Source organism: Pseudomonas ceruminis, from assembly GCF_021602025.1.
GTDB classification, from domain to species: domain Bacteria; phylum Pseudomonadota; class Gammaproteobacteria; order Pseudomonadales; family Pseudomonadaceae; genus Aquipseudomonas; species Aquipseudomonas ceruminis.
Window position 1 is genome coordinate 74,948 of the sequence record NZ_BQHW01000021.1, and the last position, 15,980, is coordinate 90,927.

A 15,980-nucleotide genomic window follows, 5' to 3' on the forward strand; every position below is an offset into this window, starting at 1 on the left:
ATCGAAGCCATTTTTTTCCCAAGGTAACCAACCCAATGGATCGATCCAAAGCGTTGGAGCAGGCACGTAGGCATAAAGATTAGCACCACCTCTTAGCCCTATTGGGTCTTGACAGATGAAACGACCAATCTCCGAGTCATAGTACCTGAACGTATTGAAATGCAGCGCTGATTCTGCATCGAAATATTGCCCTTGGAAACGTAGATTCTGCTCGACTTCGTTTACTGCAAGCTGATCTACAGAGCCCCATGAGCGATACGTCGCTTGCCAGACAATTTCGCCTTCGCTATTACTCATTTCTAGGGGCGTACCGATCTGATCGGTATGGAAGTAATAGACCTTCTGCTCGTCCCCTTCAGCCTGATCCACCCGTGCCAACGGCGCATAGCTACCCGGCTCGTAGAGATACAGAATGCTCTGCCCCGGCGTCTCCTCGCGCAGCATCCGTAATCCTTGCCAGAGGAAATGCTTCTGCTCGGCTGCTTGGCAATCCGTCGCCCCAGACTGTCATAGCGATACGCGCCGGTGCTTTCCAGCTCGCCATTCACCAGCGTCTCCGCCCGCACCAGCCGGTTCTCGCAGTCATAGCCAAAGGTCTGTAGCTTGCTGTGCCCCGAGCGCTTCTCGATCAGGTTGCCCCACGGATCATAGCGGTACTCCTGATCCCGCCAACGCTTGATGCGATTGTCCTGACCTTCTCCAGTTGCCGCGCATTGAAGTCCAGCCGGTTGGCTGCCGGGTCGTAGCGGAACTCTTCGCTGCCCACCAACGAGCCAGTATCGCGGCTATGCAACTGGCCGTTGGCTTCGTATTCGTACTTGATCTCACCGCGCAGCTTGTCCAGCGTGCGCACCAATTCGCCCGACGGATCGTATTGGTAGCGACGGTGAATCGGGTTGTAGGCATGCTCCACCAGCAACGAGGTGTTGATACCGGCAGCGTGGACGCAAACTGCCAGGCCTTGCGCCCCATCGCATCGTAACCAAAGCAACTGGTCAGCTTGCCCTGGGTGCGGAACACCTCGCGGTGCAGGTCATCGCGCTCCATGTCGCTGATGACCTGGCCGTCCAGGTTCAGCTGGTGCAGGTGGCCGCTGCCGCAGTACAGGTGGTTGACCTTGCGCCCGTCCGGCAGGGTCAGTTGCCGCTGGGTTGACGTTGGATGCTCAGCAACCGGTCGACATCGTCATACGCATAGTCTTGTCGCGCATCGCGGTTGAGCTTGGCCATCAGACGGCCAATCGGGTCGCGTTCGAACAGCGTTTCGCGCTGGGGTTGTTCACCGTTCTCGCCGTATCCGATTTCGTCCAGCCGGGTCAGGTGGCCGCCGTCGTTGTAGGTGAAGCGCCGGGTCAGGTTGTCCACCCGCACTTCTTCAATCAGCCGGTCCGAGGCATCGTAGGCAAAGCGGTACGGCATGCTGTTTTCGTTGACCAACGCGGTCAGGCGCACGGCCTTGTCGTACTCATAGCGAACTTGCTGACCTTTGGCATCCTGGCGGCTGCTCGGCAGGCCTCGGGCGGTGCGCAGCAGGCGTGTAGTCTGGCCCTTGCCATCGGTGTGGCTCAGCACCTGGCCGTAGACGTTGTAGGTAAAGGTCTCTGCCGTGCCGTCCGGATGGTCGATCTTGACCACCTCCCCGTCCGGCTTGCGTTCCAGCGTGGTGGTTTGCTTCAGCGCATCGGTCACCGCCACCAGATGCTGGCGCTCGTCATAGCGGTAGTAGGTGCTCTTGCCCGAGCAGTCCTGAAAACGCTCGACCTGGGCCAGGGTGTTCCACCACAGGTACTTGGATTTGTACGTCGCATCGATGATGGTGTGCGGCAGGCCATCTTCGCCGTTGAGGTACTCGGTCATCTGGCCCAGCGCATCGAACTCGGCCAGCAGGTTGCCCTTGTCGTCGTAGCGCGCCTGCCACGTGCTGCCGTCCGGGTGGGTGACCTTGGTCACCAAGGTAGTCAGGTGGTGGTATTCGTAGGCGATGGTGCGGCCCAGCGGGTCGGTTTCTTCGAGCAGGCGGGCGAACTCGTCGTATTTAAAGTGCAGTTGGTTACCGTCCGGCAGGGTCAGGCCGACCATGTTGCCGAAATCGTCCAGGTCGATGGCGTAGCGTTCGCCGCCGTAGTCGCGGCAGGCGATGACGCGGTGGTCTTCGTTGTAGTGAATCTCCAGCTCGCGGCCCAGCACGTCGGTGGCCCAGCTGGTGCGCGCTGCGAAGTCGTAGCGGAAGTGGAAGTGCTCGCCGTCGCTGGTCCAGTGCTCGACCACGCGCGGCTGGCCGTCGAGGGTCTCCCAGCGGTAGTGGCAGCCCAGGCCAATGGCGTTGCTGTGGGTCACCATCACGCCGTCGGCGTAGCTGAAGCTGCGCACGGTGTCGCCGTTGCGGTTGACCACGGCACTGAGCTGGCCGTGTTCGTCGTAGCGGTACTGGGTCAGCGTTTCGACAGCCTGGTTGTCGACCACCCGCTTGATGTCGGTCAGCCGGCCGAGGGGGTTGTCGTAGTGCAGGTGCACGCGGGTGCCACCGGTGGCGCTGATGTCGGTCAGCGTGCCTTGTTCGGTGCGGGTGAAGTGCAGGAAGTGGCCTAGAGCGTTTTCGATGCGCTGCAGTGGGACATCGGTGTCGGTGTCCGGCACTTCGCCGAAGTAGAAGAACAGGTTGTCCAGCGTCTGCAGGATGTAGTGGCCGCCCTCGGTGCACACCAGGTACACCTGCTCGTGCGGGTTGTAGATGCGCTGGCCCGGCTGGATGTTCACGAACGGGACTTCGCGGCCCTGGTTGTCGGTGAGGTAGACGAAGTTGCCGCTGCGGCGAAGGCTTTGTTCCCACGGCAGTACCCAGCCGCGGCCGAGCACGCTGTCGACGGTGAGGTCGCTGGCGTAGAAGCGAGACCATTCGATCGGCATCAGGCCCGGCAGGCTGAAGTCGATTTCGTCGGGGATCAGTTTACGGCCGGTGGTGAGGCGACCGGTTCGACCACGTAGCGGCTGGCGACTTCAACAGCGATTAAGCCTGCGGTGAACTTGAGGGCACGCTACGATGGATTTCTTGGCGGACTTAATTTGTTACGGAACGTTCACGATGACGATTGGTTATCGTGAGGCGTTATACGCCTCACGATATTAATTTAAAATTTTAAAGATCGCGTGATGCTCCAATCCCGCACCACAATCAGCTCTCACCTGCACTCAAATCGCCGCTTATAACATCAAGCAATCTTAAAGCAGAAGCACTACTTGACTGCCAGTGAATATCTTGCTCAAGTAAGTATGCAGCTTAGATATTTCGTCCTTCGTCACTCCATGCCCCAGCGGGAATTCACCAACAATTTTGGCTCCGCCAAAGTGATCGACGAATTTTGGCTTTACAAGCACCTCCAGATAATCCTGATTCAGAACAACAGCTTTAATCGCGTCGGCTGCTTCATATTGAGACTTGCCAGTTTGTAACCCAATGCATTGATCTACAGTTTCATTATCTTCATCGTCTAAGCGACTTATTATTATGAAGTTTTGAGGATCGAACGCATCGTCGCCCAATGCCACTGTTAGAACAGCATCTTCCTCATAACATTCGACTGTCGCAACCATGAATTTAATCATATTGTTCTACTCACCCACACCCAGCCCCAAAGATCCTACCAACATTCTTCGCCTTAGCGGCCGAGGCCGTTGAAAGTTCAGGATTCTGCCGTGCCATCCGGGTGGTGGCTACCCAGCACTTCGCCGTCGGGTTATCCCTCCAGCGTAGTGGTCTGGTTCAGCGCATCGGTGACGGCGATCAGGTGCTGCAGCTCATCGTAGCGGTAATAGGTGCTTTTGCCCGAGCAGTCCTCAAAGCGATCAACCTGGGCGTAGGCGTTCCACCACAGGTACTTGGACACGAAGTGGGCATCAATGACGGTGTGCGGCTAGCCGTCTTCCCCGTTTAGATACTCAGTCTTGTGGCCCAGGGATCGATTTCGATTATCAGGTTAACATGGAAAACGTTGTTCTTGATAACCTTCAGGGAAAACATTCACTATCCGAACCAGCTCATCACCGTTATATTCAAAAACAACCTCGAACTCGGAGAACTCGCTATTTGAATGCTCTTTTTGCCGTACTTTTATTTTCTCCAGCTGTGTACTGGAGTACTCATATAGCGATTCGCTACAGCCAAACGCCCCCCAATTAAAATCTCGAGATATCAGCCCCCCCTCGACCTCAGACAACAAGATATTTCTCAGCTTACCGACGCTGGTAAAATGTATACGTTCAATCGAGCCATCGTTATATTTATAAAACTCTTTACTCACTATATTTTCTGACTGGCCATACACTTCCACAAACAGGATACGCTCGCCTTCATCGAGATGATATACGTGCGTATTTTTTATACTTGCAGGTAACTTTTTTAACACCCTACCCTTTTTAAAACCTGCGCGCTCAATCTCATACGGGCAGATGTTATAAAAAGGCCCTTTGGTTATTACTTTTCTAGATACCTGTGACAGCGCCTCAGACAAGTAATCCGCCATAAAACTAGCGGAATTGGATTCAATTCTTTCAAATTTCTTTTTAAGGTAATTTAATTCGCCCACCAAGTCACCTCACTAATCAAAACAAACCACGAGCGATTTCTGAGTTAATTTTATTCAGCTCACTCAAGAAGTCAGTGCTATTATTTACTGAAATTAGTCTATCATAAACCTTTTGCTTGTAGGCGTTCGTATGGATGCTCGCGTGATTAGGCAGCGTACTACCTGCAGGAAGTTTTACCTTGCTATTAGATGGCAAGAATATTCCATTTTCCGATGTATTAATGTCGATATCTAATTTATTCATTTTAGTTTGAAGAGCAACCATCCGCACATCTGTAGAGTTAGACATCACAATATGGTGAGCCGAATTCTTGAAAGCAGGCTCGGACTTGCCTGCCGCAACCATATTTGCTCTGAGAGCTTTAGCATCAGTCGAACATGTCAACCCCCATGGATCGATCCACACCACGGAGTTCATAGCGTATTTATAGAGATTAAAACTGCCACTCAGGCCAATTGGATCTTGAGTAATGAAGCGTCCAACTCCAGAGTCGTAGTACCTAAATGTGTTGTAGTGCAAGCCAGTTTCAGCATCAGAGTACTGGCCTTGGAAACGCAGATTCTGCTCGACTTCATTGATCGTCAGTTGCTCAATCGCCCCCCAAGACCGATACGTCGCCTGCCAAACAATCTCACCCTCGCTATTGCTCATTTCTAGGGCGTACCGATCTGATCGGTGTGGAAGTAGTAGATCTTCTGCTCTTGTCCCTCCGCCTGATCAACACGAGCCAACGGCGCATAGCTGCCCGGCTCGTAGAGATAGAGGATGCTCTGCCCTGGCGTCTCCTCACGCAGCATCCTCAGCCCTTGCCAGAGGAAGCACCTCTGCTCCGTGATGCCGTTGATCTCGGATTGCTTGGCTACCCGGCGCCCTAGGCTGTCATAGCGATACGCGCCTGTGCTCGCCAACTTGCCGTTGACCAGCGTCTCCGCCCGAACCAGCCGGTTCTCGCAGTCATAACTAAAGTTTTGCAACTTGCTGTGCCCCGAGCGCTTCTCGATCAGGTTGCCCCACGGGTCGTACCGGTACTCCTGATCCCGCCAACGCTTGATGCGGTTGTCTTTGACCTTTTCAAACTGACGCGCATTGAAGTCCAAGCGGTTGGCTGCAGCGTCATAGCGGAACTCTTCGCTTCCCACCAACGAGCCGGTATCACGGCTGTGCAACTGGCCGTTGGCTTCGTATTCGTACTTGATCTCCCCGCGTAGCTTGTCCAACGTAGGCACCAGCTCCCCCGCCGGGTCGTACTGGTAACGGCGGTGAATCGGGTTGTACGCATGCTCCACCAGCAACGACGTATTGATGCCGGGGTTGTGCACTTGCGACAGCTTGTCGGCGGGTAGCGTTGACGCAAACTGCCAGGCCTTGCGCCCCATCGCGTCGTAACCAAAGCAACTGGTGAGCTTGCCCTGGGTACGGTACACCTCGCGGTGCAGGTCATCGCGTTCCATGTCGCTGATGACCTGGCCGTCCAGGTTCAGCTGGTGCAGGTGGCCGCTGCCGTAGTACAGATGATTGACCTTGCGGCCATCCGGCAGGGTCAGCGTGGTCAGGTTGCTGAGCGGGTCGTACTCATAGTCCAGCGCACCGCTCGGGGTCAGTTCCTGCGTCAGGCGTCCCAGCAGATCGTAGCGGTAACTCAGCTTTTCATCCGTGATGCCCAACTGTTTACCCAGACTGCTCGGCGTGCGCTGAATACTCAGTAGACGGTCGGCCTCGTCGTACTCGAAATCCTGGCGGGCGTCGCGGTTGACCTTGGCCAGCAAGCGGCCAATCGCGTCACGCTCGAACAGCGTATTGCGCTCCGGGCGCTCGCCGTTTTCGCCATAGCCGATTTCATCCAGGCGCACCAGATTGCCGCCAGCGTCATAGCTGAAGCGCCGGGTCAGGTTGTCCACCCGCACTTCTTCACTCAGGCGGTCCGAGGCGTCATAGGCAAAGCGGTAGGCCGCGCTGTTTTCGTTGACCAACGCAGTCAGGCGAATCGCTTTGTCGTACTCGTAACGAATCCACTGCCCTTTGGCATCCTGGCGGCTGCTGGGCAAGCCACGCGAGGTGCGCTGCAGACGCGTGGTCTGGCCTTTGCCGTCGGTGTGGGTCAGCACCTGGCCGAGGGCGTTGTAGGTAAAGGATTCTGCAGTGCCATCCGGGTGGTGGATACGCAGCACTTCGCCGTCGGGTTTGCGCTCCAGCGTGGTGGTCTGGTTCAGCGCGTCGGTGACGGCGATCAGGTGTTGCCGCTCATCGTAGCGGTAGTAGGTGCTTTTGCCCGAGCAGTCCTCGAAGCGATCAACCTGAGCGTAGGCGTTCCACCACAGGTACTTGGACTTGAAGTGGGCATCGATGATGGTATGCGGCAGGCCGTCTTCGCCGTTGAGGTACTCGGTCTTGTGGCCCAGGGGATCGATTTCGGCGATCAGGTTGCCCTTGCCGTCGTAGCGGGACTTCCAGACGCTGCCATCGGGGAACTGGGTTTCGGTTACCAGCGGGGTGGCGAGGTGGTGCTTGTAGCGGATCGTGCGGCCCAGGGGGTCGGTTTCTTCGACCAGGCGGCCAAAGTCGTACTTGAGCCTCGAGGCGATCAAATCAGGCGTAAATGTTGACACCAGGAATAGAATTTAAGATGACTTACCATTAGCCATGAAATGATAAATTGTTAAAGAGCCGAGAACGCACGTCATTCTATATCATTGCATATAAACTAAACGATTAGTCAGCAATCCAACCCCCTAATTACTCCAGCCCACCTAAATGGCCGACGAGGTCGATCTCTTGATGGATCAGCTGCATAGCTCAATTCAGTGCGAACTATGTGGCGGTTCGCCTCCTCAATTAGCCCATGTAGTCATATCATAATCCGAGACGCTATTGTCGCCAGACAGCATGAAGTCCCAAGCACTGGACGCTTCTAGGCTCATGTCGCAGCCCTTGCAACCCAAAGATTCACCGCCTATGGGCGCCACAGCACCCAACTGTTTGAACACAACATTTAAATGGCAATACCCCACAGACCACCTTCCTAAGAAGTACGGATCAACGACTTTGGACCACGCGCATTTATCCCCATAATAGGATTCAGATACATATTATCCTAAACGCAAAGCACGCAGCATTCCGTGCGGCAATGCTAAAGTCATGCGACCTATAAACGAACTTATCCTTTGGAAAACTTTTAATCGACTGCAATACTGCCTTACTAACTCTGAGGCGCGAACCCACTAACTCTTTGGGCGACTTACGGAATACTGTGAAAGGATCCTGTTGAGTAGGCGAAGTCGGAAGCCACTCAAGATCCTTGTAAAAACCTTCGAAATCGCTTTCAACAGGCTCTAGGATAATCTTAAATATACTCTCCACATAAACCACTCTACTTTTTCAAATCCGAGGCGCAGCCCATTTTTAAAAAAATTCGACACACCCCACTTCATCAATTTACTCATCAACATCAAACATATCACATTCATCTTTCATCTTTCATCTTTCATCTTTCATCTTTCATCTTTCATCGGAGTTACGAAAATCACTACGCTGCACTTGTACTTCTCCAATCATAATCATAAATTTTCGTTGCAGCAAAGGCATCTGACTACAATTAAAACCAGCAGCAAGATCGCAACTCCGGGAAAGAGAAAGCCAGTGCGTGCCCTGAGAGCACATGCTGAAACAACAAAACCAAAAGCGGACCCGAAGCACACTTCTTAAGGCAGCACGTACGGCACGTTCTTTAGCGGGCGATTACTACATACATCTTAGTAAGTTGCGCCGTATATTTTTTTGCTCCTGGCATCCTAATAGCTTTAAGATAACCTTCAAGCCCACTGGGATTAAAAATCAGAAAGTGTAACTCAATTAAATAAATGTTTAGAAAATTCCGATAGAACGGATGCGTTTCTAAAACAAGATCATCCTCATCCTCTGGATTTCTACCTTCTTGCTCATCAGCACTGCCGCCGAGCGCCTGAAGTTTCGCACCTACATACTTCCGAATCAGATCAACATTGGACGCGATAGCACCTAGATCCGCCGGCTCCAAACCAGCAGCATTGAATTTATTGGCATCGTGTTGAAGAACTACATCTGGAATTGCATCAGAATTTACAGGCAGGCGCAGCGATCCAGCTACATCTTCCAGCAAACTTAGGTAAACATCAGCCTCCACCCAAGCACGAACGTTTTCTACACTTACCATATATCAAGCCCTCTAATGATCCGGACCAAGTCACTTCCGGCATGCCTGAACGGATCCACTGCTTCGTGTTCCCATGGAGTCAGCGCATCCAGATTTTGAGTTTTATGCACACCATCCCCACCAATCCGCTGCGGAATATCTCTGTGGTGGAGCTCCATTGAAACATCTTTCGTCTGTGGAAGGCCCGTCCTTCTATTGATCACTTCTACAGTAATCCTAGGTGCCATGCCATCTGCCATTCTAGCCATATTCGCTGGAGAATATGCCTGAGTGGGCGTTTTCGCCTCCGCTATCCAGTAATTTCTCCTAGCGCTACTCCAACACTCCCACCCCCACGGATCAATCCAGGTATTGGGATTAGGCACATAACGATACAGGTTTAATCCGCCATCTATACCTATAGGGTCTTGAGCAACGAAGCGTCCGATCTCAGGGTCATAGTACCGAAAGGTGTTGTAGTGCAGTCCATTTTCAGCATCAGAGTACTGGCCTTGGAACCGCAGATTCTGCTCGACCTCATTGATCGTCAGTTGCTCAATCGCCCCCCAAGACCGATACGTCGCCTGCCAAACAATCTCTCCCTCGCTATTGCTCATTTCTAGGGGCGTACCGATCTGATCGGTGTGGAAGTAGTAGACCTTCTGCTCTTGTCCCTCCGCCTGATCAACACGAGCCAACGGCGCATAGCTACCCGGCTCATAGCAATACAGAATGCTCTGCTCAGGCGTCTCCTCACGCAGCATCCTCAGCCCTTGCCAGAGGAAGTGCTTCTGCTCCGTGATGCCGTTGATCTCGGAGTGCTTGGCTACCCGCCGCCCTAGGCTGTCATAGCGATACTCGCCTGTGCTCGCCAACTTGCCGTTGACCAGTGTCTCCGCCCGAACCAGCCGGTTCTCGCAGTCATAGCTAAAGGTTTGTAGCTTGCTATGCCCCGAGCGCTTCTCGATCAGGTTGCCCCAAGGGTCATAGCGATACTCCTGATCCCGCCAACGCTTGATGCGGTTGTCTTGCACCTTCTCAAACTGTCGCGCATTGAAGTCCAAGCGGTTGGCTGCAGCGTCATAGCGGAACTCTTCGCTTCCCACCAACGAGCCGGTATCACGGCTGTGCAACTGGCCGTTGGCTTCGCATTCGTACTTGATCTCCCCGCGTAGCTTGTCCAACGTACGCACCAGCTCCCCGGCCGGGTCGTACTCGTAACGGCGGTGAATCGGGTTGTACGCATGCTCCACCAGCAACGACGTATTGATGCCGGGGTTGTGCACTTGCGACAGCTTGTCGGCGGGTAGCGTTGACGCAAACTGCCACGCCTTGCGCCCCATCGCGTCGTAACCAAAGCAACTGGTGAGCTTGCCCTGGGTACGGTACACCTCGCGGTGCAGGTCATCGCGTTCCATGTCGCTGATGACCTGGCCGTCCAGGTTCAGCTGGTGTAGGTGGCCGCTGCCGTAGTACAGATGATTGACCTTGCGGCCATCCGGCAGGGTCAGCGTGGTCAGGTTGCTGAGCGGGTCGTACTCATAGTCCAGCGCACCGCTCGGGGTCAGTTCCTGCGTCAGGCGTCCCAGCAGATCGTAGCGGTAACTCAGCTTTTCATCCGTGATGCCCAACTGTTTACCCAGACTGCTCGGCGTGCGCTGAATACTCAGTAGACGGTCGGCCTCGTCGTACTCGAAATCCTGGCGGGCGTCGCGGTTGACCTTGGCCAGCAAGCGGCCAATCGCGTCACGCTCGAACAGCGTATTGCGCTCCGGGCGCTCGCCGTTCTCGCCATAGCCGATTTCATCCAGGCGCACCAGATTGCCGCCAGCGTCATAGCTGAAGCGCCGGGTCAGGTTGTCCACCCGCACTTCTTCACTCAGGCGGTCCGAGGCGTCATAGGCAAAGCGGTACGCCGCGCTGTTTTCGTTGACCAACGCGGTCAGGCGAATCGCTTTGTCGTACTCGTAACGAATCCACTGCCCTTTGGCATCCTGGCGGCTGCTGGGCAAGCCACGCGAGGTACGCTGCAGACGCGTGGTCTGGCCTTTGCCGTCGGTGTGGGTCAGTACCTGGCCAAGGGCGTTGTAGGTAAAGGATTCTGCCGTGCCATCCGGGTGGTGGATACGCAGCACTTCGCCGTCGGGTTTGCGCTCAAGCGTGGTGGTCTGGTTCAGCGCATCGGTGACGGCGATCAGGTGTTGCCGCTCATCGTAGCGGTAGTAGGTGCTTTTGCCCGAGCAGTCCTCGAAGCGATCAACCTGAGCGTAGGCGTTCCACCACAGGTACTTGGACTTGAAGTGGGCATCGATGATGGTATGCGGCAGGCCGTCTTCGCCGTTGAGGTACTCGGTCTTGTGGCCCAGGGGATCGATTTCGGCGATCAGGTTGCCCTTGCCGTCGTAGCGGGACTTCCAGACGCTGCCATCGGGGAACTGGGTTTCGGTTACCAGCGGGGTGGCGAGGTGGTGCTTGTAGCGGATCGTGCGGCCCAGCGGGTCGGTTTCTTCGACCAGGCGGCCAAAGTCGTCGTACTTGAGCGCCAGGCGATTACCGTCCGGCAAGGTGAAGCCCACGATGTTGCCGAACGCATCGAAATCCATGCCGTAGCGCTCGCCGCCAAAGTCGCGGCTGGCGACGACGCGGTGGTCTTCGTTGTAGTGGATCTCCAGCTCGCGGCCCAGTACATCGGTGGCCCAGCTGGTGCGCTGGGCGAAGTCATAGCGGAAATGGGAATGCTCGCCGTCGCTGGTCCAGTGCTCCACCACCCGGGGCTTGTCGCTTTGGGTTTGCCAGCGGTACTCGCAGATCAGACCAAGGGCGTTGCTGTGGCGGACCATCAGGCCTTCGCCGTAGGCGAAGCGCCGCGCTGAATCGCCGTTGCGGTTGATGACTTCGTTCAGCTGGCCGTTGTCGTCGTAACGGTAGCGCACCAGGGTTTCCACGGCTTGCTGATCGACGATGCGTTTGACTTCGGTCAGGCGACCGAGGGGGTGCTCGTAATGCAGGTGCACCCGCACACCGCCGGGCGCGCTGATGTCGGTCAGGCGCTGATCGGCATCGCGGGTGAACTGCAGGTAGTGGCCCAATGCGTTTTCCAGGCGGTACAGCGGTACGGCGCTGTTGTCGTCCGGTACTTCACCGAAGTAGAAGAACACATTGTCCAGAGTCTGCAGCAGGTAGTGGCCACCTACCGTGCGGACCAGGTGGATTTTCTCGTTCGGGTTGTAGATGCTTTCGCCCGGCTCAAGGTCAATGAACGGAACGCTGCGCCCCTGGTTGTCGGTGTGATACACGAAGCCGCCGCTGCGGCGCAGGCTTTGCTCCCAAGGCAGCACCCAGCCTTGGCCCAGCACGCTGTCGATAGCCAGGTCGCTGGCGTAGAAGCGTGACCACTCGATTGGCATCATCCCGGGCAGGACGAAATCCGTTTCGTTGGCCAGCAATTTGCGGCCTGTTGTCATATCTACAGGGTTACCAGTGAAACCGCCGATCGCACGTTCTATGGCCGGGCCAACGATGAAGCGGCCGGCAAGGTAGCTGCCCGCGATCGTCGCGCCGGTCTGCAAGGCACAGGGGCCGGCAGCCTTGAGGCCTGCCTGTAAGCCCAAACGGCCAACCGCAAGTATCGACCGGCCCATTGAAGCCGCGATCATCAGCACGTCGACGGTGACACGCAGCCATTCCGGGACTTCTTCGTCCACCGGCAGATAGCGCTGGGTACCGCCGCCGATGAAGACGTTGTTCGAGCCGCCGGAGATCTTCGCACCGCAGGTGAGCTTGTCGCCTTTGCGCGACGCCGCTACGCCGTTGATGAATACATTCGAAGACCCTTCGGCCACCAGCACCGGTGGTGGATGCTTGTCGCATTTAGCGGTGCTCAGTTCAGCATGAGCAGCATTGCGATTGTTGATGAAAACATTGGTCGAACAGCCGGCTAACTCGATCTGCCCAGCCGGTGAGCTGAACATTGACCCGAATTTCTCCCCCATCATTGGCAGCAGGCCTGCGCCCAGGCCAATAGCCGCGCCCAGCAAAAAACCGCCAAGGCCAGCCGTGCAAATCGTGAAGGCTGCGGCCGTCGCGATCGCCAGCCCAATTACCGCACCGGCAAGAAACCCGGCCAGGGCGCCAGTGTGTTCGATCTCATCACCCAACCGCGCTGCTTCAAACATGAGCTCAGTCCTGAGTAGCGTTTTCGGACGATGCCGTTGCATCCTGGCGCGGCTGGAAGCTGCTCAGAAGCTCAAGCCAGCGTTCATTCTGCTTGCCGCTGAAATCCTTCTGGCTGGTGGTGGAGAACACCAGGATTCGGCCTGGGGCGACTTCAAAAGCGGCCTGGCGCTGATACACAGGGCGGCCTTCGTTCATGTAGTAGGCTTCGATCTGCAGCCCTGGAAGGGGTTGGCTGGAGGACAACTGCGCAGGCGTTTTGCTGAGCACGGTGTACCCGCGCAGCTTGGTGGCGATCAGTTTCACCTGGCGATCGATATACGCCGTGAGGTCTTCTGCAGGTAACAAGTTGTCACGCGAAAGGGTGATATTGAGTGGTGCTGGGACATTGTTGCCCAGGATGAACATATTCACCGTTCGGTCCTGAAAGCCTTCCGGCAACGAGATAGATCCTTCCTGAAGCTGATAGTCCATTGGTTTTCAAATTCCATTAAGCGAAAAAATTGGTGGGCTTACTGTGCCGTTATGTCGGCGAGCATGGCATCGAACGCGACCAACCAGTCGGCCAGCCGCTCCTTGTCGGGGTCTATGAGCGTGGACACCTCGAACCATTGGCGAGACAGTTCGTCGCCGCTGCTGATGATCGCGCACACGGTGCGCCCATGGCGGCGCTCCTGCCCAACCGTGAACAGGTAATCCAGTGCAATCGCCGCGTGCCCCGCCAGCAAGCCCTCAGCCTCGCGCACCAGGGTCATCCCGACATGAAGATCACGCAGATTCTTCACATAGCCCTCAACCGCTTTTGCGAGGGGCAGGCCCTGAGGGGCGATTCTGCGGCGCGCGCTGAAGGTTACTTCGCAACCGGCGAATTCCAGGGTGGTGTCAATTTCGCGAAATCCAAAACCCTTTGGCACGCGCATATTGAGCCCTGCGATCTGGAACGCGTTCTGACCGACGTCCAGAGGTAATACAGGAACCGGAACAGGCATCTTGCTCATGGCTTCAGCAGCCACTCGCTCCTCCTCGGCCTGCTGCCGAGCGAGTGCCTCGGCAGCATCGCGCTTTTGAGAGAGTCTGTCGTAGATGCTGGTGGTGGCCATTGGCTGCGCCTTATTCGTTGATGTCGACGCGATCACCTTTGACGAAGGTGTTCTTACCGAGAATGTCGATCTTGTCAGCTTCGATGGTGATGCCTTGTGGGGTCATTTTGATCTTGCTACTCCCCACCTGGAGCAGGATGCTCTCGTTGGCACTCACCTGGATGAACTTGTTGTCCACCTGCAGGGTGTAGCTGCCCTCCTGGACATTCACCACGGTGTCTTTCTTGACGATCTCCGTGTGCGCCCCACCCACCGTAATCGTCCGATTGTTCCCCACATCGTGCTTCTCATCCAGCTCGATCTCGGTATCCATGTTGCGCTCGGCATGCATGATGATCTGCTCGGCGCCGGCCTTGTCCTCGAAGCGGAAGAAGTTCGCGGTACCGCCGTCGCCTTTCATGGAACGGGTGAGGAAACCACTCTGGGTCTTGTTCGCTGGCAACGACCATGGGGGGATGTTGGTACCGTTGTACAAGCTCCCCATGATCAGCGGGCGGTCGGGGTTGCCGTCAAGGAACACCACCACCACCTCGTCGCCGACGCGGGGGATCAGGATACTGCCGAAGCCGCCGCTGGCGCCGGACTGGGCGACGCGGACCCAGCAGGAGCTCTGGTCGTTGAACTCGCCGTTACGGTCCCAGTGGAACTGCAGCTTCACACGCCCCAACTCGTCTGTGTAGATCTCTTCGCCGGGTGGGCCGACGACGATGGCAGTTTGTGGGCCGGTGATGCCAGGGCGCGGCGTACGGAGGGAAGGACGGAATGGAATTTTTCGGCGAATACAGGTGAAACCGTTGCGATAACCTGCCTCGCCGTCGCCGGAATAATTATTCTGCGCCCAATGATTAACGGATAGGATGAGGAACTGACGATCTTCTGCAGCGTCGTTATCATGATCGTAGTGCTGAGTCAGCTCGAAGTAGTGCCCCGGTTCCATTGCCCGACAGTTACTTTCACCACTGAAAGTTTTCCCATTTACCTCCATGGCCTCTAGACGATGCCTTGCTTTGCGCAAGCCCTCATCTGTGTCGGCGTAACCATACAATCCCTCATACTCAAATACTTCGAATTGACCGACTTCGCCCTGTTGATTAAGCGAATTCAGTTGTACCAAATGCGGATTCTTTGGCTGCTTGTAGTCAAACGACTTAAGGGTAAGCTTTGTAGGTTGGAAGCGACGCGCTGAAGACCAGGCGGTGATGGAATCAGCCGTTTCGGTGACTGAGGCGCTGTGGTAACGAATGACGGGTTGGCGCTCAAGTTGCGGCAATAGGCTGCTGTCATCGCTGATAACCATGCGGTGCCCCTCAGGATTGTGCAGGAAGGTAAAAAACAAACCCTCCTGCTCAAGCAAGCGGAGCACGAAATCCAGGTCTGATTCCTGGTATTGGGTACAGTAACTTATCGGCTTGAGTGATTTGCTTAGACGAAATTCGTGATCTGCCAGCGATAGGTAATAGGCGAAGACCTCCTTGACGATCTGCTCAGTGGTCATGTCCTGAAAAATGCGCGAATCACGACGCCGACTTAGAATCCAGATCCAAGGCACCAGCTCGGCACTGTAGTTCGCAATTCCACCATCAGCGCCAGTGTGCACGAAGTCAGAAACGTGCGCACTGATGTGTTTCGTTCCGCCATCGGCCAGGGCGATACCTATGGCGACCTTCTTTCCGATGAGTTTTTTGAGCTCGATTCGCGCATCCTGGGAGATGAGGTCCACTTGGAAGCTGAACAGCTCGGACACCGCCTCACGGCCGGTGAAGCTGAGTAGCTGAAGCTCTTGATCGGGGGGCAACGGGGAGTCAAAAGTAATGAGGCGCTGGTGCTGGGTGAGCATCGACTCGATGGCGTCCGTAATCATTAGAATGCATCCTGCATCAAGCTGGAAATCGGCTAATGAAAACGCGGTCAAACAAAGCTGTCAAATGATGCCACATGGCTATCATCCTGGAAATG

The 15,980-nt window shown here is 55.6% G+C and carries 7 protein-coding genes and 3 pseudogenes; all 10 read right to left on the reverse strand.

Annotated elements, in window-relative coordinates; translation table 11 throughout:
- Positions 1-27: 27 nt before the first annotated feature.
- Positions 28-3,031, reverse strand: a pseudogene (locus L6D80_RS21840) (RHS repeat-associated core domain-containing protein); the annotation flags it as partial.
- Positions 3,032-3,218: 187 nt separating this feature from the next.
- The gene (locus L6D80_RS21845; RefSeq protein WP_176515485.1) at positions 3,219-3,590 is read right to left on the reverse strand and encodes a hypothetical protein; all 372 of its coding nucleotides are present in this window, start codon (positions 3,588-3,590) and stop codon (positions 3,219-3,221) included.
- A 146-nt stretch (positions 3,591-3,736) separates the two neighbouring features.
- Positions 3,737-3,975: pseudogene (locus tag L6D80_RS30395) on the reverse strand (hypothetical protein); the annotation flags it as partial.
- Positions 3,974-4,582 carry a hypothetical protein gene (locus tag L6D80_RS21855; protein WP_176515486.1) on the reverse strand — a complete coding sequence of 203 codons (609 nt, stop codon included), beginning with the start codon at positions 4,580-4,582 and terminating at the stop codon, positions 3,974-3,976. The gene L6D80_RS21855 and the pseudogene L6D80_RS30395, both read right to left, overlap by 2 nt.
- Positions 4,583-4,598: 16 nt before the next feature.
- Positions 4,599-7,153: pseudogene (locus L6D80_RS21860) on the reverse strand (RHS repeat-associated core domain-containing protein); the annotation flags it as partial.
- Positions 7,154-8,307: 1,154 nt separating this feature from the next.
- Complete coding sequence (locus L6D80_RS21865; protein WP_176516906.1) at positions 8,308-8,772, reverse strand: hypothetical protein; 465 nt, start codon at positions 8,770-8,772, stop codon at positions 8,308-8,310.
- Positions 8,766-12,926, reverse strand: a complete 4,161-nt coding sequence (locus L6D80_RS21870) for an RHS repeat-associated core domain-containing protein (protein ID WP_236183067.1) — start codon at positions 12,924-12,926, stop codon at positions 8,766-8,768. The genes L6D80_RS21865 and L6D80_RS21870 overlap by 7 nt, the downstream gene beginning before the upstream one ends.
- Before the next feature lie 4 nt (positions 12,927-12,930).
- Entirely contained in the window at positions 12,931-13,398 is a 468-nt protein-coding gene (locus tag L6D80_RS21875; RefSeq protein WP_176516744.1) for a DcrB-related protein, read from the reverse strand.
- A gap of 38 nt (positions 13,399-13,436) precedes the next feature.
- Entirely contained in the window at positions 13,437-14,024 is a 588-nt protein-coding gene (locus tag L6D80_RS21880; protein ID WP_176516746.1) for a hypothetical protein, read from the reverse strand.
- Between the two features lie 10 nt (positions 14,025-14,034).
- A complete protein-coding gene (gene tssI, locus L6D80_RS21885) occupies positions 14,035-15,885 on the reverse strand; it encodes a type VI secretion system Vgr family protein (protein WP_176516748.1) in 1,851 nt (616 codons plus the stop codon).
- Positions 15,886-15,980: the final 95 nt, after the last annotated feature.